Here is a 19,450-nt window from a genome sequence, read left to right as displayed (position 1 = left end):
TATAGTGGTACAATGTATATTATTTATTTTACATCTAATTAATATTGAAGATATTAATTTAATAATAATAATAATAATAATAATATTACCAATAATTAATTTAAATAGGCTATATTGGATTATAGGTTATTTAAATCCAATATCAAAGCGACTCTACCGTCTCCTAGTATTGTAGCACCTGCAAGACCGTTTATATTCTTAAGAATTCCAGTAAGGGGTTTTACAACAATTTCATCTCTTCCAATTACTTCATCAAGAATTAAACCTATTTTACCTTTGTTTTTCTCAACTACAACTACATATATCTCTTCTGAGGAACAGTCATTATATTGATGTAGTGCATCACATAACCAGGTGACTGGTAAAATATGGTCTCGGTAAATAATCGCTTCTTGACCTTCTAAATTATTTATTTCGTCATTACTTATAGATACTACATCTAAAACACTCGTTAGAGGTAATGCGTATATTTGGTCTTTTAATTTTACCAATAACGTTTGTATGATTGCCATTGTTAATGGTAAGTGCAATATAATTTCAGAACCTTTTCCAACTTCAGACTGTACTGAAACAGAACCTCCAAGAGATTCGATTTTAGTCCTAACAACGTCCATACCCACGCCCCTACCGGATACATCAGATACTTTTTCTGCAGTACTGAAACCAGGTAAGAATATTAAGTTAATTGCTTCGTTGTCCGTTAATTTCTCAACTTCTTCCCTTGACATCAAACCTTTTTTAACAACGTTATTTCTTATGGTTTCAGGATTTATTCCTTTACCATCATCTTTAATAACGATATTTACCCTATCTCTTTCTCTCGTGGCTATAAGCTTTAAGAGACCTTTTTCAGGTTTTCCAAGTTGTTTTCTAACGTCAGCGTGCTCAATACCGTGGTCAAGAGAGTTTCTTATCAAGTGTGTAAGCGGTTCCGCAAGTTCATCTAAAACTGTCCTATCAAGTTCGATTTCAGAACCTTCAATTATAAAGTCTATTTCCTTGTTTAAAGCTCTTGCAGTGTCTCTAACTGTACGAGGGAATCTGTTAAATACAAATGCCACAGGAATCATACGCATACTCATTACTTCTTCCTGTAATTCTGTTGAAAGCATATTTAATCTTCCAACTGCATTATGTAATTCTTTTAAATCATATTTTGTAGCAATTTGGGTAAAGTTTGCCCTATTAATTACAACTTCGCCTACTAAATTCATCAATTTATCTAATTTCTCAATGTTTACCCTAACAGTTTGAGATTTTTTAGATTCTGATTTTTTAGATTGACTTTCTTTACGTTCTGATTTTTCAGAGTTTGAGTTTTCATCTGATTCTGATTCTGAATTATTTGATTCATTGTTATTCATATCTTTTTTATGGGTTGCTACATCTATATTTTTAATTTCTGGAGTTTTAATAATCGTATCTTCAACTGTATCTATATCCGCACGGCTGTTATAGTATACTTCAACCTGATTAATAACCGAATCTCCCGCTTGTATTCTTTCGTAAGAAGGACAAGAATCTACAATGGTTCCCATTTCTGATAAATCTTTTAAAACCATATATGCACGAACTGATTTTAAAGCACATTCTTGGTCTATGGAAAATCTTATTTTATAATCGCAAGATATTTCTTTATCTTCCAAATCGCAGTTTATTGGTTCAGTTAATTCAGTAGTATTATCCATTTCATTTATATTAACTTCAATATCTACTTTAACAGCTTTAGAGTAGTTCATTTCACAAGCTGAATTTAATATATCTTCCAATTCTCCTTCAGTCCCTGAATAAGCATACAATACATCTATGTTATCATAACTAACGTTTTTTATGTCTTCAATTGTAGGAATTGATTCTATAATTGTTCCTTTTGAATCATTTTCCAATGAATTTAATAACATTGTAAATCTAACAGATTTTAACATACAATCTTCTTCAATTTCTGATTTTATATGCCATAATGATGAATTATCGTTTAATTCGTTAGCTATTTTATTTAAATTTTCAAGATAATTAAATATTGTATGGTCATATTCAACTTCAATCTCTTCGAAATTTATAATTTTTCCATTGCCATTTTTATTATTTTCATCAATATTATCAATATTATTATCGATATTTTCAGCAATAGAATTTTTTGATTCAATTTTTTGAGCTACAAAATTATCTAAATTATTTATAACTTCATCATTTGCATATTTTTGAACTTCTTCCCTATTTTCAATTGATTTGGCGATAGAATTCATTACAGACAATGATTTATTAATCATTTGTAATACTTCTTTATCCATATCAATTTTTTTGTCTAAAACAGATTTTGTAAATCTACTAATCTGCTTTGTCGAATTTTGAAGTTCTGAAAGTTCTAAAGCACCAGAAATGGCACATAATGTATTAGAAGACTGGTGCATTTGCCCTAAAATTTCATCAATATTTTCAGGAATATTCAATTTTTTAATTTCAGCTTCTTTTTCAGTATTTTCATTATTTTCAGTATTTTCATTATCTTGAATTTTATCGATATCTAATTCAGAAACTTCATTTTCTTCACAACTGACGTCAACTTCAGCATCTTTCTTTAATTCAATTTTTACAAGAGTCTTTTCATTTTTCAATGAATAAGATTGTTTATTGGATACTGAAGATGCAGGATTGCATTTAGTTTCACCGGATACGGAGCTAACAACTGCATCAGCACTATTAACATTATTTTCAGCTTTTTTAGGAGCTGGTGAAGTTTCGGACACTTTTGCAGAGTTTCCAGAGTTTCCAACTTGATTTCCTAAGTGCTTATCCTTTAAATTTTTAATAATATCGATGATACTTTCGTAATCCACAGAAGTTTCGTTTTCACCATCTGCAACTTCTCCGACCATCGTTTCTAACGCATCTAAACATTTGAATAGTAAATCCATGATTTCGTGGTTAACAGGAATTTTACCATCTCTTATATTGTCCAATATATCTTCCATATGGTGTGTTAATTGAGATATATGTTCAAAACCAAGGGTTCTTGCCGAACCTTTTAAGGTGTGGGCAGAACGAAATATTAAGTTGATTATCTCTGTATCTTCGGGGCAATTCTCTAAATCAACAAGGTTTTGATTAAGGGACTGTAAATGTTCTTCAGCTTCGGTCATAAACAATTCCCTATACTGTTCCATTTCATCCATAATTACCTACTCCCTAATTTTTGAGTATATTTTTCAACGCATTTTTCTATTTTTTTAGGTATTTGGCTTGGTGGTAAAACATCATTTAACGCATTTAGCTCGTAAGCAGTTTTGGGCATCCCATAAACAATGCAGCTCTCTTTATTTTGACCAATAGTGAATCCACCTTTTTCTTTAATGTTCCGCATTCCTATTGCACCATCTTTTCCAATACCTGTTAAAATAATTCCAATAGAATTATTTCCATAAATATTTGCAACGTATTCAGCGGTAATATCTACTGTAGGTTTAGTACCGTGAAGTTTGGGCATATTTGGGTCTATTTCAATATATATGTTATTTCCCCGTTTTTTCAATAACATTTGTGTATCTCCTGGGGCAATGTATACATGATTAGGTTTAACCAATGTACCGTTTGAAGCTTCTACAACTTTTAATTTTGATATCCTATCAATTCTTTCCGCAAAAACTCTCGTAAATCCTGCAGGCATGTGCTGTACAATAAATATTGGGGGCATATCTGTTGACAATCTTGAAATTATTTCTGAAACTACTGGGGGTCCACCTGTAGAAGAACCTATCATAATACCGATTTTTGAAAGTGTTTCATCTATTTTTGGATTCCTTACGGCATTTTGGTTTACCGTGTTTTCGGTTTTTTTATTTTCAACATTCAAATTTGGACTATTAGTTTCTTTTTTTGAATTTTCAGATGTTTGAAATCTTTCAGTTAATTTTATAGGTCGTACTGTAGATTTGGAAACTTCTTTAACCTTTTTTGTAATTTTTTCAGATATTTCTCGAATGTCTAACGAAATTGAACCTGAAGGTTTTTGTATAAAGTCAACTGCTCCATTTTCAAGGGCTTTTAACGTAGTTTCCGAACCTTCTCGAGTTACTGCAGAAAGCATAAGAATAGGTGCAGGGCAAGTTTGCATAATAATTTTAGTTGCTTCAAGTCCATTCATAATGGGCATTTCAACATCCATTGTTATGACATCTGGTTTTAAACTTTTTGTTAATTCAACAGCTTCTTTTCCATCTTTTGCAGTTCCTACGACTTCAATTTCAGGGTCTGTGTTTAATATATCTTCTACAACTTTTCGCATGAATGCTGAGTCATCTACAACTATAGCCTTTATTTTCTTCATGATTTCCTCTCCAGATTACCATATGCGAATTAAATTATGTTATTTAGATAATTATTTAACAACAGTCTCATATTTGGCCCATATATATTTATTAAGTCTATTAATCGATAATATTGGTTAATATATTATTCTTAGTTTGCATATGCTTAATAATTTAATTACTAATAATATTCATATATCCAGAACTTAATTTTAAAATTATTTATTGAGTATTAATAAATATTATATTTTAATGAGCATAATTACAAATTAAGGATAATTGGGGAATAATATTTTAAAATATCTTCATATACTTGATTTAATTGATTAATATTAAGTAATATCAATTAATATTAATTAATATTAATTAAAACTCCTGGGGGTCAATTAAATTTTTAATATTTAATATGATTATTAATCTATTGCCAATTTTAGCAATTCCTTCAATGTATTCGCCATTTGAATTTTTCTTAATTCCTTCAATTTCTTCAATGTTTTCGGAGGAAATTTGCATTACGTCGCTTACGAAATCAACTAAAATTCCGATAGGTATGCCGTCTATTTCAACAACCATAACTAACATATCGCCGTCAGGGGTGTCCATACTATCAAATAGATTTAATTTTTTCCTTAAATCTATTATAGGCATAATTTCGCCCCTAATATTTGTTACGCCAGAAATGTAGCTTGGTGTATTAGGGATTGCCGTAATATCTTGAAGTTTTAAAACTTCTCTTACTTCATTAACTCTTAAACCATATTCGTTTGTAGAGAGTTTGAATACTACAACTTTTGGAATATCTTCCATAGTATCACCTAAAAGATATATATCATCATATAGATTGGGGTAATAAAATTATAAACGTAATTTATGTAAACTATTAAATAAATCGATAAATAATATTTAATAAATATTTAATAAATATTTTAAGAATAATTATTCATTATTTTTTAATTTATCCAACGCATTATGTACTAAAATTATACAATGGTCGGCGTGCAATTCTACTGGTGATAAGGAAATTCTTTCAGCTCCTAATTCATCTAAAAACTTCTCGTCGTCTTCGCCAATACCAATATGGTCGCCAAGTACAAACAATATATCTTCATCGTCATCATCGTTTAATTTTAAATTACATTCTTCAAGAGGCTTCCCATTCAAATGCAAATAAAATATTCTGTAGTTTTCGTTCTTTTTTTCAAGAATTAAGTCTCGAAATTCCTGTTTAGCCGTATAAATTCCAGCAGTACTTTCTTTCCATAATTTAGAACTGTCTTTTTCAAGAGCTTTTTTTATAAAAAGAGCAATACTTCTTTCATCTGGACTTAATCGCTTTAATTCATCGCCTATAAATTTTAGTGCAATAGGTGGATTAGGTTCTCCATAATGAACACTATAAAATACCGTATCTCTTCTTAAATCGTGAGATAGGAAGAATGAACTATTTACGCACCTGCAAACTAAATCCAATCGACCAGCACTTCCGGGTAAATCTTTAATATTGATATCCCCCGAAGTGGCTGATTTATTGGCTTTAAGTATAAATTCTTTCAATATTTCACCAGTATTTCATATTTTTACATTTATTTTATTTTACATTTATTTTATTTGGTATTTTTAATATTTTTTAGTTTTATTTAAATTTGTAAAATATATTAATTAATATTTATTTAATATGTATTTTTTAAATAATATATTTTACTATTCGTGCGGAGCAAAATGATTTTAATAAATTTTTTTATTTTATTCATTAAGTCCTAATACGTCAAAAGTATTGTATATGCCTTCTTTTTTGTCAGAAATGTATCTTGTAGCAATCATTACGCCAGATATGAACGCTTGTCTACTACTTGCTTTATGGGTTAGTTCTAATCTTTCACCATCTTCAGCAAATACCACGGTGTGGTCTCCGACTACATCCCCACCTCTTAAAGCGTGAATGCAAATTTCTTCTTTAGTTCTCGCACCGGTCAAACCTTCTCTTCCATATATAAGGTTTGAATCTCTGTTGAGGTTGTTTTGTATGATTTCAGCAGCTCTTAAAGCTGTTCCACTTGGCGCATCTTTTTTGTGTTTGTGATGCATTTCTATGATTTCTATATCATAGCTACTTAATTTGTCAGCCAATAATTCTAATGTTTTGAAGAAGATGTTAACACCAATGGCGTAATTTTGGGAAATTACTGCTGAAACACCATTTTCTTTAATGGCAGTTTCCATTTCAGCTCTTTGTTCTTCTGTAAATCCTGTAGTTCCAATTACTAAGTTTACGCCTAATTTTGAAGCTGTTTTAACTGTATTAACACAAGGAGCTGGAGCTGTAAAATCAATGAGTACATCAGGTTTAGCTTCACTAAGTACTTTTTCTAAGTCATCAGCTGTACTAACTATTACTCCGATTTTTCCAACACCGATTACTTCACCAATGTCCATATCTTTTTTTGGATTACCCGGTGCTTCAATACCTGCAACTAATTCCATGTCATCATTTTCTAAAATATTTTTTATTATACCGCTTCCCATTCTACCAACGGCACCAGTAACTGCTATTTTTATCATTTTACCACCTTTTTTAATTTATTTAAATTATTTAACTTTAAAACATTGAATTAATTATATAATTCATATATGTTATATAAGTTATTTAATTATCGACTAATTAGTCATAAGTTATAGGATATAAGTTATTTTAATCCCATTTATTTTTTATTTATTCAAATCTATATTAATCATTCATATAATACAATATTTATGATTTTAGATATACAATATAACTATATAATGGTTATTACTCGGAATATTGTATCGATATTGTGTTAATAATCATAAAATAATTAGTAATATTTTTAAATTAAATTTGGCGGTAATTTAAAATTAACAGCTTGCAACACCGGTATTATCGGAGCCTATATAATCATCAATTTTATGTTTTAGATTATCTACAACGTTTGACGCTTTAGTCATATTGTTCATATTCATATCAGATAATAAACCTTTTATTTGTTGAATACCTTCTAAAATATCCTGTAAAAGTCCTAATAAATTATCGAATCTTACATTTTGGTTTTCGAAGTTTTCCATAATTAAATCAGCGCTTTTGTCAATTTTAATAAGCATATCATCGATATCTTCGCTTATTTTTTTAAGCATAAGGTTTTGTTCATCTTTTGCATCGATTAAAACGTCCAATTTATTGTTTATTATGTTTAATATTTCAGAATTCATTTCAGAACATTCTTTCGTATTTGAATTAGATGGTGTAGAAATGGATGTGCCGGATATTTTATTAATATCTGCTTTCATTGATTGTAATTCTTCGTCATCACTTTGAACAGCGAATTTTATTTTATTTAAAATGCTATCCATAGAACTTTTTAAGCTTTCAGCTTTAACGCTTAAATCTTCTTCGACACTATCCAATTTTTCTAAGTCTAATCCAGTATCTATATTTATTTCCTCAACACTATCAGACATATTCATTTTATCAGCTCTGTAATTGTATATGTAAATTTCTTATGCTCATTATATACTATATGTTTTTTGTGTAGTATCTTGTGTAGGTAGATATGTGTACAATCACCTGACAAAACTAATGGAAAAAGAATGAATATATAACGAAATATAATAATAAAATAATAATAAAATAATAATAATAATAATAATAAAATAAAAAAGATTAAAAAAATATTTAATTATTTTCAATATTTGAATTTTCAGTTAAGTTTAAGTTTGAATCTGAATTTTCTCCAGCTTTTAAATTGGATTCTACCCTATTTTTATACTTCAATTGTCTTTTAAGCTTTTTTTCTGCAATATATGGGATTCTGACAATATTTCCACAATTTAAGCAAGTTATTACGACACAAGATTCTTTGGGATTTGTACGAACTGTAGAATTTAACCCATATATCAAAAAAGAATCGCATTTTTTACAAACTTGTCTTTTCCATCTTTTGGGGAATGACATTCTAATTTTCATAGCTAATTTCCTGCTTAATAGAACATAACGTTTTACCCGTTCCGTGTTTCCCCGTTTAGTTTCTTTTTCAGCAAGATTCATTAAAATGTCAATTCTTTCATTTACGATATTTCTTAAATTTTGATTTGCTTTTTTACTTTTCCGCATTTTTTCACAATAATTATTTAATTTTTATTTGATACATATACAATATTATTATATATTATATAATTTATTATGTACTATGCAATAAATTATAATTTAAATGATTATCTACGTATGATATATCATAATTACTATGATTATAATAACTTACAATAATTATCATAAGTATTGTAATTTAATAATAAGTATTATAATTTAATATATTGATTATATTAAAATCAAACACAATGATAATTTATAATTTTGGTGGAACCTATGAGCAATGTAAAAGATATGGGCCTTGCAAAAGAAGGACATATGAAAATGGAGTGGGCAAAAAACCATATGCCAGTTTTAGCTTCCATAAGAGAAGAATTTAAGAAAACAAAACCTTTTAAAGGTATTAAATTAGGTATGGCATTACACCTTGAAGCAAAAACTGCAATACTCGCTGAAACTTTAATGGAAGGCGGTGCTGAAATCATTATTACAGGTTGCAATCCTCTTTCAACCCAAGATGATGTAGCAGCAGCTTGTGTTGAGCGTGGTATGGAAGTTTACGCTTGGAGAGGCGAAACAAACGAAGAATACTACGAAAACTTAAACAAAGTTTTAGATGCTAAACCAGACGTAGTTATTGACGACGGTGCAGATTTAATCTTCTTATTACACACAAAAAGAACTGAATTATTAGACAGTATAATGGGCGGTTGTGAGGAAACTACAACTGGTGTAATTAGATTAAAAGCAATGGCACAAGAAGGAGCTTTAAAATTCCCTGTAATCAACGTTAATGATGCAGACACAAAACACTTATTTGATAACAGGTATGGTACCGGACAAAGTGCACTCGATGGTGTTTTAAGAACTACAAATCTTTTAATGGCTGGAAAAACTGTAGTAGTAGCAGGATACGGCTGGTGCGGTAGGGGTGTAGCTATGAGGGCAGACGGACACGGAGCAAATGTAATCGTGACTGAAGTAGACCCTATTAGAGCACTTGAAGCAAGAATGGACGGATACCAAGTAATGCCAATGTGTGAAGCTTGTAAATTAGGAGATGTATTTATTACAACAACAGGATGTAAAGATATTTTAAGAACTGAACACTTCTTATTAATGAAAGATGGCGCAGTTTTATCAAATGCAGGACACTTTGATAATGAAATTAACAAAAATAACTTAAATGAATTAGCAAGTGAAGTAAACGTTGTAAGAAACAACATCGAAGAGTACAAAGTAAACAACAAGAGAATTTACTTATTAGGTGAGGGAAGACTCGTAAATTTAGCTTGTGCAGATGGACACCCTTGTGAAGTAATGGATATGAGTTTTGCAAACCAAGCTTTAGGTGCAAAAAATATCGTTGAAAACAGTAAAAATATGGAAAATAAAGTTTACGAAATCCCTTACGAGCAAGATGCAAAGATAGCACTCTTAAAATTAAAATCAATGGGTTCGGAAATCGATGAATTAACCCCTGAGCAGAAAAAGTATTTAAATGACTGGAAAGAAGGAACTTAATTTAATTGTTTCTTATTTTTTAATTTTAAATATTATTTACTATTTTTTTATATTTTAATTATTTTAATTATGTTTTGTAATTTATTTCATAATATTGTTTTATTCTATGTTTTTCATAGGATTATATTATGAATGATAATTGTAAATAATAATTTATATTATCAGATTATATTAGTGTTAACCATATTTAATTAATAAATTATGATAATTTTTATACATTACACAATATATCGGAAAAGAATATTATAGTGATTTGTGATTGGTGATATTTTGGAAGATACTGAAACAAGAAATAGGACTATGGAAAGACCGCAAATGTGCGAGATTAAGGAAATTATAGCAGAAAGCCCCTCTGTAAAAACATTCATATTAAATAAAGAGTTTAACTTCAAAGGTGGACAATTTGCAATGGTTTGGGTACCAGAATACGATGAGAAACCGTTCGGATTTTCAAATAAAAATGGTTTCAGCGTAGCAAATGTTGGAAGAACTACTTCAAAAATGCACGAAATGGAAGAAGGCGAACTTTTAGGTATAAGAGGACCTTATGGAAATGGTTTCGAGGCTTTTGGTGATAATGTAATAGCAGTAGCTGGTGGGATAGGTTCAGCTCCCATAATACCAACTGTTGAAGAGTTTGCAAAGCAAAATATAAACATTACGTCAATTTTGGGCGGTAGGACAAAAGAAGAATTGCTATTCTTAGAACGATTTAAAAGTGTAAGTAATACAATACCTTGTACTGATGACGGAACTTATGGATATAATGGTTTTACGACAAATAAACTTGTGGAAGTTCTCGAAAAACGAAAAGAGGAAAATATTTCAACTGATTGCATAATTACGTGCGGTCCTGAAATTATGATGAAAAAAGTTGTAGAAATTGCTAAGAATTATAAAGTACCTGTTCAATTATCTTTGGAAAGATATATGAAATGTGGTATTGGTATTTGTGGTCAGTGTAGTGTTGATGACGAAGGCTATTGTATATGTAAAGATGGACCCGTATTTTGGGACAATAAATTAAATATGATAAAAGAATTTGGAAAATACAAAAGAGATGCAAGTGGTGCAAAAATTTAATTTAAATTTAAATTTAACTTTTTTTAATATTTTTTAATATTTTTTAATTAACTTTTTATAAAATAAGATACTTATAACTCAAAACTACTTTAAATACTGGGTAATAAGTCATTAATCAAGTTAATGACAATATGTTTATTAAATTTGACACTACATATTGATAGCTATAAATATGATAAATTTAATAAATAATTTAACTAATAAATTAAAATAATAATAGTAATAAAAATAATAGTAATAATAATAGTAATAATAATAGTAATAATAATAGAATAAAAAATTTATAATTAAAATAACAAAATAAAACAAAAAAATTATTTTTCGTGTGAGTGAAATGTGTTCAATAACCGGAGTAATCTCAAAAGATGATGACCCCTCGAGTAGTCGTAGTACAGATAGGCTGCTTTTAACAATGACAAAAATACTGAAGCATCGGGGTCAGGATATGTCAGGTATTATGCTTGATGACGATGTAATCTATTTTAAGAATTTTAATGAATTAGAATATGAAAATAAAAATAAAAATATGGGTAATTCAAAGTTTAATTCAAACCATAGGGTTAGTTTAGGCCACAATAGGCTTGCAATAGTTGGAGAAGCTGTTCAACCTTTACCTAATTGTGATGAAACTATCTGGATTGTATGTAATGGTGAAGTCTACAATTACGTGGAATTAAACGATGATTTATGTGAAAAACACTGTTTTAAAACTGACACAGATACAGAAGTGATACTACACGCATATGAAGACCATATCGAAGATAGACTCGACGGTGATTTCGCATATGCAATATATGACAAGGAAAAAAATATTGTAGTATTACGTAGGGACCTGATGGGCGTCAAACCACTTTATTATACGGATTTAGAAAACCATTTCATATTTGCATCTGAAAAAAAGGCTTTATATTATATTTTGATGGAATTAGAAAATTATACTTATGAAGAAGCGTTTAATTCTGAATTAATAAAGCGTTTAAATCCAAATAGTGAGTTAATTTACCATTTAGATAATAATGAGATAATAATTCAAGAAAATTTGGAAGAAATCATTACAGAATATTATAATTACAATTTTAACACTGTAAATTATGATTATAACTACTGTAGAAACGAGTTGAACAACGTAATCACTGAATCAGTAAGTAAACGTGTTAGGGGCTTGGAAAAAGTAGGTATTATCTATTCTGGCGGTGTAGATAGTACACTTATTGCAAAATTGGCATCAGAAAATTGTAATAATGTAATACTTTATACGGTAGGTGTGGAAGGTTCAGAAGACGTTTATTATGCAGAAAAAGCTGCAAAGGATTTAAATTTAAAACTTAGGAAGAAAACACTTACAGAAAATGATTTTGAGAAATACTTATTAAATGTTGCAAATGCAATCGATGAATTAAATGTAATGAAGCTTGGTGTCGGTATCCCGATATATGCAGCTTCTGAAATGGCAAAAGAAGACGGGATAAAAGTAGTATTGTCAGGACAAGGTGCAGATGAGCTTTTTGCAGGATATAATCGATATAAAAGAACACTTACAGAAAAAGGAAAAGAAGGGCTTGAAAAGGAACTTTATGATGATTCTATGAATATTTACAAGGTTAATTTAGAAAGAGACGACCATTGTACTATGGCAAATGGCGTAGAGCTAAGAGTTCCATTTTTAGATAAAAACGTTGTAAATGTTGCGCTTTCAATGCCTGTAGAATATAAAATTACAAAAGATGAAGATGCTGAAAATAGTAAAAATGAGCACTGGAAGAGGATACTTAGAGACGTTGCAAGGAAACACGTGCCAGAATATATCGCAGACCGTCCAAAAAAAGCAGCACAATATGGAAGTGGAAGTGAAAAAACTATCTACAAAGTTGCGAGAAATCACGGATATTCAAAGAAAAATATTGAAAATTTCCTAAAAGATTACGTATTTAAGAAAATGGAAGCTAATTTATTGCCTTATGTAATACCAAATAATAAAAAATTCGATAAATCGGAAATTACAATCAATGAAATCAAATATGCGTAAGAAAAAAGAATAAAATAAAAAAGAATAAAGTAATAATATACTAAAAATAATATAATAAATATTATATCTTTTTTAATTAATTAGCAATATGTTATTTATTTACAAATTTTTAAGTATTCCATCGTAGGAGATTTCTGCGCCACCTTTCATATAAATATCGTTTCCATTATTCATAATTTCTATTTCTAAGTCTCCACCGTCAAGATGTGCAAGTACTTTACAACCGGTTTTACCTAATTTTTCACAAATTGCTACGGAGGAAGTTGTACCAGTACCGCAAGCGGTCGTATAACCGGCTCCTCTTTCCCAGGTGATTATTTGAATCTCTTTTTCATTAAGCAAGTTAATAAAGTGTACATTTATCTTTTCAGGGAATGCAGAATGACATTCCATGTATGCGCCTAATTCATTTAAGTTTTTACGTATGAATTCTACATTTAAATCGTTCTCTTGAAGAATTATGACAGTGTGAGGATTTCCTACGTTTGCCACACTAAGTTTTAAAGCTTCTTTGCCAATTTTTTTAAGACATTCGCAATTTACTGGAAGTTCTAAGTTCATAAATTCCAAATCTTCGCCAATTTCCTCAATAATCATTGGTATATCTTTCATAGCATATTTTGGATTGCCCATATACACCCTAACGTTTTTTACAACTTCGTTATTTGATTCATTGAATTCCATTTCAGAAATTCTTAAACCGCCTTCACTCTGAACTTTCAAAGGATTATTTTTAAAATTGGTTCTTTCGTGCACATATTTTGAAAAGCACCTGATACCATTTCCACACATTTCCGCTTCGCTTCCATCACTGTTAAATATCCTAAATCTAACGTCTGCGTCATAATCGGCGGTTGAAGGCACTTGTACGAATATTACTCCATCCGCACCAACTGAAAAACCCCTTTTACATATTTTATTTGAAAATTCCCCTTTTAACTCTTCGGGAACTATTATACCATCCAATTCATTAAATACTATATAATCATTTCCAAGTGCGTGCATTTTTGTAAATTCTAAATTCATAAAACGTTCTGATTCCATAATTTCACCCATATTTTATTGTATGCTACTTCAAATTATATATATTATAATATATTTATATATTGAATTAAAGTATTATTATCTAATTTATTAACTAATTTCAATATTTAAAAGTATCTCAACTTAAAACAAACTTAAAAATTTAAAAATAAATTTAAAATACGGGTAAAATATCAATAAGGTAATATTATGGATAATAAAAACAAAGAAAATACTCTAAAACTCCAATTCAAAGCAATGGGTCATAAAAACGTTAAATCAACACATAAAAGTACATTAGAACTAACAAAAGAAGATTATTTAACACCAACAGGGGACTGCATAGTTGGTATAAATTCAACGGTTGCAATAAATGATTTACAAAAAGAGTTTAAAGAGCAATTAAAACAAGGTAAATCCTTAAAAATTACCTTAAAATGTAAAGATAAAGAAACAAACGAAATTTACGAAGATACCATAATTTCAAAAGGTTCAAAAGATTTGATACTAAACCATAACACAGATATGGTAATACGAAAAAGTACGTACATATGTCCAAGAACTTTATCGATAAACGCCAATAAAAGTGCAAAAGACTTAAACAGGGATTTAATAGACTGTTTAAAAAAAGAAAATGATTTATTAATTGAATTTGAAATTTTAGAGGTATAAAATTTTAGATGTATAATTTTTGTATATAATCTAATTAAATAAACTATATTTAAATAAACTATATTCAAATATAATTTATTCTAAATATAATTTATTCCAAATTTCAATTAAATCGTCAATATGAATTTGACCAGGTGCTGAAGCTTTTTCTTTTGAAACGGTGCAAAATGTAAACATTGAACCGAATTGAGTCCCATAAACTCGTGTAATTTTACCAAGTTCGCCCATACCTATTGCAATTATTTTAGATTCGTATTCACTACAAGCTTTCAAAATAGTGCAATTGTCTATATTTTGACATACTGAAGTTGCTATTTTTGCTATATCTGCGTGTACAAATTCTTTATCAATAATTTCTTTTTTTAACACCGAAAAATCATCAGTTTTATTAAAATCGTGGTAAGAAACTATTATTTTTGTTGTAGAATTTAAGGAATCTCGATATTGTTTAATTTCTTCTTTCACATTTTCTAAATTGTTATACTCTATATCTATATATTCTACATTAAGCTCTATTGCACGCTTTAATATATCTAAAATACTCACAATACTTTCTTTTTCATTATTCCACTTTCCACCTTCCCACTCCCATCGAACTGTAATTATTTTATTACTTTCATTTTTCAATATTTTTTCAATATTTTTAATATCCAATTCGCTTTTATCTAAATAATCTAATCTAAACTCGTACATATCGGGTACATTTTTAGAATATACTTTATTATTTACGTTTTTTACGAATTTTAACGAGTTATCGACAGTTTCTTCTATAATTGCAGTGCATATTTTAAACGATGTGTTGTTTTTTAATTCCATAATCCACCTATTTTTGAATAACTTATTTGGAATATTCTGGTTTATTAAATTTATTGGTGATTACCTTTCTAATGCTTTTGGCAGTAATCTCCCCAACTCCCTCAACAGTCATTAATTCCCGCTCCGAAGCCGTAAATACGTCTTCTACAGTGTCAAATTTCATCAATAGATTTTCAGCCATCACCGGACCAACGTCAGGAAGCCCTTCTACAAGGAATTTCTGGCGTTCTTTAGTTGACATCGGTCTTTTACCGTATCTAATTGCTATAGGTCTTTTTTCTTTTAATTGCTCTCTTTCGGCTATTCTAACAAGTATATCAACAGTTTCCTGAACATTTTTAGTAAATACTATGGGTATCCCATAATCTACCATAATTGAAAGTATCATCCCTGTAATCGCATTTTTATTTAATCTATAAAATTCGTCCCCTTCTATAATTAATAAAGGTTTTTCATACTTTTTTAAGTCTCCAAGCTGTTTAAACAATCTTTTATCAATTATGGAGCTTTCAAAGTCGTCTGCCGTTTTTCTCTCAATTGCAACTCTATCACTTAATATATAATCGCCTATTTCAAGAGTTTTAAATTCTACATTTGCCTTATCTAAGAAATATCTTCCCACACCCCTTTCTCGAGTATCTACGATTATAGTGGCCATTTTGGGATTATTATTTGATAATTTGTCCAATTTTATTATATTTTTTTCTTCCTCAACATCATATTTATCTTTATTATTTTTATTTTCGTTATTATTTTTAATTTTATTTTTTTCATTCTTTTTATTTTTAGATTCTACAACGTTCATTAAATCAAGATATTTAGGTTTAGATTCCTCTTTTTCGTCAATAATGACCGTTTTTTCAATATTCTCATTTTCTTTATATTCTTTAATTTTTTCAAAATTATCAAGACTATCAATTTTACACTGACCAATTTCACTTAATTGGTCGTTTTTAAGCTTTTTAATCTCACATAACTTTTCATTAAGTGTTTTTTGCATATCCTTGAGGATATTTTTCATACTCTTCTCTTTGGCAATAGCGGCTCTATAATAACCCTCGTCTCGTGTCCCCTTTGCAATAAGAATTATTACTTCACCACCTTCTCCCCTCATAACCCTACCTCGACGCTGAATAAATCGAATTTCGGAAGGGACTGGTTCGTAAAATACAACATAATTAACCGCAGAAATATCCATACCTTCTTCAGATACGCTCGTAGAAACTAAGACATCTATATCACTCTTAAATTTAGCAATAGCTTTTGATTGTTCTTTCTGAGACATTCCTTTTCCATCTTTATTGCTTTGACCTACAAACATCAAAGCTTCAATGTCTTGCTCTTTTAGACTTTCAACAATTTTCGAAACAGTGTCTCGATATTGTGCAAAGACTATAACTTTCTCTTTCTGTGCAACTGCTTCAGAAACTACATCTAAAAGTGTATCTAACTTAGGATGTTCGATATCAGTCTCATTGATGGAGTTTACTATCTTTTTTATATCTTTATCTCGATATATCTCTTTTGCAGATTTCGTATTTTGAGATGCTAATTTGTCATAATAGTTCAAAAACGCATCTTTACCTTGCGTTTCAAGTGTTTCAATTAAATAATCTATTTTTATGGCTTCAGAGTTTATTTTTAATAATTGAAATTTATTTTTATCGTCCATCATCATTATTTTTTTATTTAATATTAGTAAATCTGTTTTATTAACGTTTATTGTATAAATTACGTTATTTTCTTTAAGTACTTTTAATCGTTCGTTTAATGACTTTTTTAATAATTTTAAAGCTTCCGTATATTCATCAGGAAGGTCTACACGCTTAGGTTTTAATTTAGCTTTTGCAATGTACTGTTTAACATCTAAATCGTCCTCAGTACGTATTTCAACGTGTTCAATACCTAAATTCTCACAAACTTCGAGAATTCTTTCAATATTTGAACCAGGGGACGCAGTTAATCCCAATACGTGGGTTTTTTCTCTAAAAACATTGCCTACAAACGTATAGGAGTGATTGCCCGTACTGTGGTGTGCTTCATCGGCCACGAGTATTGAAAAATCATTGGGATTTAAACGGGTTGCAATTATGTCATTTTCTACTACTTGGGGCGTAGAAATAAATATACGTCCATTTTCCCATAATTCTTGACGTTTTAATGGTTGAACTTTACCATTTAATATTAATATCTCGTCTTCAGGCACGTTTAGGAATTTTTTAAGACTTTCAAAATGTTGCTCAACAAGTGGACGAGATGGGGCAATAATAAGAGCTTTACCTCCTTTTTTATGCAAAATACCGGCAATAGTCAATGTCGCGATTGCAGTTTTTCCCAATCCCGTACCCAAAACACAAAGCGTATTGGTTTTTAAAGCATTTGCTACAATCATCTGCTGATAAATACGAGCTTGAATCTTATTTTTCTTGATAAACGGATGGTTGTTGATAAAATTAGGTAATTCTTCTTTTGAATCCTTTAAATTTTTCAAAATAACACCTGATAATAATATTGATTAAATTAATATATGTATACTTTATATTTTCATTATTAAATATATTTATATATGTAATTTATTTTATTTAACAATGAATTACGCATATATAATTAAACAAAACTTAAAATAATCAAAACTTAATAAACAATCTTAAATAATAATTACAATTATGGGTGAAATTATGAATACTTACGGGAATTTATTTAGAATTACAGTATGGGGCGAAAGCCACGGAAAAGCTTTAGGTGCAGTAATTGATGGATGTCCTCCAAATTTAGAGCTTTCAGAAGCCGATATACAAAAAGAATTGAATAGGCGTAGACCGGGATACAGTATTTTTTCAACCCCTCGTAAAGAAGAGGATAAAGTTGAAATACTTTCAGGCGTTTTTGAGGGTAAAACAACGGGAACACCCATATCGGCCTTAGTTTACAACACCAATCAAAAGTCAAAGGATTATTCGGCTTTAAAAGATACTCCAAGACCTGGACATGCGGATTTGAATTATATTTTAAAGTATGGAAATTATGATTACCGGGGTGGTGGTCGTACAAGCGGTAGAACTACAATCGGGCACGTTATCGGCGGTGCGGTGGCAAAAAAGATTTTAAACGGGACTATGAATGATAATATAAAAGATAATATAAACGATAAAAATACCAAAATCAAAATTTTTGGACACGCTATAAAAATCGGAAAAATTGAGGGTGATGTAAGCTATTATTCAAATTCAGAATTTGCCAAAAAATTAAATGATGAAAAACAGTTAAACAAAATTTTAAACGATTTAGATAATAATTCACTTAGAACACTATCAAATAACTATTCGGATATGGAAAAGTACGTTTTAGATGCAATGAAAAACAATGACAGTGTTGGAGGTATTGTGGAACTCATAATTTTAAATGTGCCCCAAGGAATCGGTGAACCTTTATTTAATAAGTTAAATGCGAGAATTTCAGAAGCACTTATGTCCATTAATGCAGTTAAGGGTGTTGAAATTGGAAAGGGTTTTGACGTAGCTGAGTTGTACGGTAGCGAGAACAATGACGAATACTGTTATAATACGAATGAATTAACCTATAATTCAAATAATTGTGGTGGTATTATTGCAGGAATTAGTACTGGAACGCCTATAATCATTAAAGTGGCAATAAAACCAACACCTTCAATATTTAAAGAGCAAAACACAGTAAATTTAAAGAAAAAAACAAATACGAAGCTTATAATCGAAGGTAGACACGACCCGATAATTGTTCCTCGTGTAATACCGGTTTTAGAGAGTATGGTATCAATAGTACTTGTAGATTTACTGAAAGAAGCTAATAAACTTTAAATTACGTTTAAATTACGTTTAAATAATTTTAAATAATTTTAAATTAATCTAAACTTATATTTTTATT

Annotated in this window: 14 protein-coding genes and 1 pseudogene; 5 read left to right on the top strand and 10 right to left on the bottom strand. The window is 29.5% G+C overall.

The genetic code is table 11. The features are described from left to right. Positions 1–119: 119 nt before the first annotated feature. The 7 genes and pseudogenes from J3E06_RS00390 to J3E06_RS00360 all read right to left on the bottom strand — a co-directional run. Entirely contained in the window at positions 120–3,173 is a 3,054-nt protein-coding gene (locus tag J3E06_RS00390) for a chemotaxis protein CheW (protein ID WP_013180334.1), read from the bottom strand. 2 nt (positions 3,174–3,175) lie between these two features. Beyond that, positions 3,176–4,324: a protein-glutamate methylesterase/protein-glutamine glutaminase gene (locus tag J3E06_RS00385; protein WP_013180333.1), complete on the bottom strand. Its 1,149-nt coding sequence runs from the start codon at positions 4,322–4,324 to the stop codon at positions 3,176–3,178. Positions 4,325–4,670: 346 nt separating this feature from the next. After that, positions 4,671–5,111, bottom strand: coding sequence for a chemotaxis protein CheW (locus tag J3E06_RS00380; protein ID WP_013180332.1), 441 nt, complete (start codon positions 5,109–5,111; stop codon positions 4,671–4,673). A gap of 129 nt (positions 5,112–5,240) precedes the next feature. After that, a complete protein-coding gene (gene trmY, locus J3E06_RS00375; protein ID WP_013180331.1) occupies positions 5,241–5,858 on the bottom strand; it encodes a tRNA (pseudouridine(54)-N(1))-methyltransferase TrmY in 618 nt (205 codons plus the stop codon). Between the two features lie 189 nt (positions 5,859–6,047). Next, positions 6,048–6,863 (bottom strand): 4-hydroxy-tetrahydrodipicolinate reductase, encoded by an 816-nt coding sequence (gene dapB, locus J3E06_RS00370; protein WP_013180330.1) that lies wholly within the window; start codon positions 6,861–6,863, stop codon positions 6,048–6,050. A gap of 315 nt (positions 6,864–7,178) precedes the next feature. After that, positions 7,179–7,784, bottom strand: coding sequence for a hypothetical protein (locus J3E06_RS00365; RefSeq protein WP_013180329.1), 606 nt, complete (start codon positions 7,782–7,784; stop codon positions 7,179–7,181). A gap of 319 nt (positions 7,785–8,103) precedes the next feature. Beyond that, a pseudogene (locus J3E06_RS00360) lies at positions 8,104–8,430 on the bottom strand (ribonuclease P protein component 4); the annotation flags it as partial. A gap of 252 nt (positions 8,431–8,682) precedes the next feature. On the opposite strand from J3E06_RS00360, the gene J3E06_RS00355 reads away from it, so the two are divergent. The 3 genes from J3E06_RS00355 (at position 8,683) to asnB (ending at position 13,039) form a co-directional block, all read left to right on the top strand. After that, the gene (locus J3E06_RS00355) at positions 8,683–9,930 is read left to right on the top strand and encodes an adenosylhomocysteinase (RefSeq protein ID WP_013180327.1); all 1,248 of its coding nucleotides are present in this window, start codon (positions 8,683–8,685) and stop codon (positions 9,928–9,930) included. A 300-nt stretch (positions 9,931–10,230) separates the two neighbouring features. Next, a complete protein-coding gene (locus J3E06_RS00350; RefSeq protein WP_013180326.1) occupies positions 10,231–11,013 on the top strand; it encodes a dihydroorotate dehydrogenase electron transfer subunit in 783 nt (260 codons plus the stop codon). A 334-nt stretch (positions 11,014–11,347) separates the two neighbouring features. Then, positions 11,348–13,039, top strand: coding sequence for an asparagine synthase (glutamine-hydrolyzing) (gene asnB / locus J3E06_RS00345; RefSeq protein ID WP_013180325.1), 1,692 nt, complete (start codon positions 11,348–11,350; stop codon positions 13,037–13,039). Between the two features lie 99 nt (positions 13,040–13,138). Here asnB and dapF read toward each other — a convergent pair whose 3' ends face one another. Further along, positions 13,139–14,065 (bottom strand): diaminopimelate epimerase, encoded by a 927-nt coding sequence (gene dapF / locus J3E06_RS00340; RefSeq protein ID WP_048187499.1) that lies wholly within the window; start codon positions 14,063–14,065, stop codon positions 13,139–13,141. A 207-nt stretch (positions 14,066–14,272) separates the two neighbouring features. Here dapF and J3E06_RS00335 point away from each other — a divergent pair, with 207 nt between their 5' ends. Beyond that, positions 14,273–14,734 carry a DUF371 domain-containing protein gene (locus tag J3E06_RS00335; protein WP_013180323.1) on the top strand — a complete coding sequence of 154 codons (462 nt, stop codon included), beginning with the start codon at positions 14,273–14,275 and terminating at the stop codon, positions 14,732–14,734. A gap of 75 nt (positions 14,735–14,809) precedes the next feature. Here J3E06_RS00335 and aroD read toward each other — a convergent pair whose 3' ends face one another. After that, the gene (gene aroD, locus J3E06_RS00330) at positions 14,810–15,550 is read right to left on the bottom strand and encodes a type I 3-dehydroquinate dehydratase (RefSeq protein ID WP_013180322.1); all 741 of its coding nucleotides are present in this window, start codon (positions 15,548–15,550) and stop codon (positions 14,810–14,812) included. Between the two features lie 22 nt (positions 15,551–15,572). After that, positions 15,573–17,942 (bottom strand): DEAD/DEAH box helicase, encoded by a 2,370-nt coding sequence (locus tag J3E06_RS00325; RefSeq protein ID WP_048187497.1) that lies wholly within the window; start codon positions 17,940–17,942, stop codon positions 15,573–15,575. 286 nt (positions 17,943–18,228) lie between these two features. Between J3E06_RS00325 and aroC the strand changes: the two genes are divergently transcribed. Further along, positions 18,229–19,383 (top strand): chorismate synthase, encoded by a 1,155-nt coding sequence (gene aroC / locus J3E06_RS00320; protein WP_048187149.1) that lies wholly within the window; start codon positions 18,229–18,231, stop codon positions 19,381–19,383. The last annotated feature ends 67 nt before the right edge of the window (positions 19,384–19,450 follow it).

The sequence above is a fragment of the Methanococcus voltae genome (assembly GCF_024807655.1).
Lineage (GTDB): Archaea > AGJL01 > Methanococci > Methanococcales > Methanococcaceae > Methanococcus > Methanococcus voltae_D.
The sequence above is the reverse complement of the archived record's forward strand: the minus strand, read 5'-3'. Positions and strand labels throughout refer to the sequence as shown.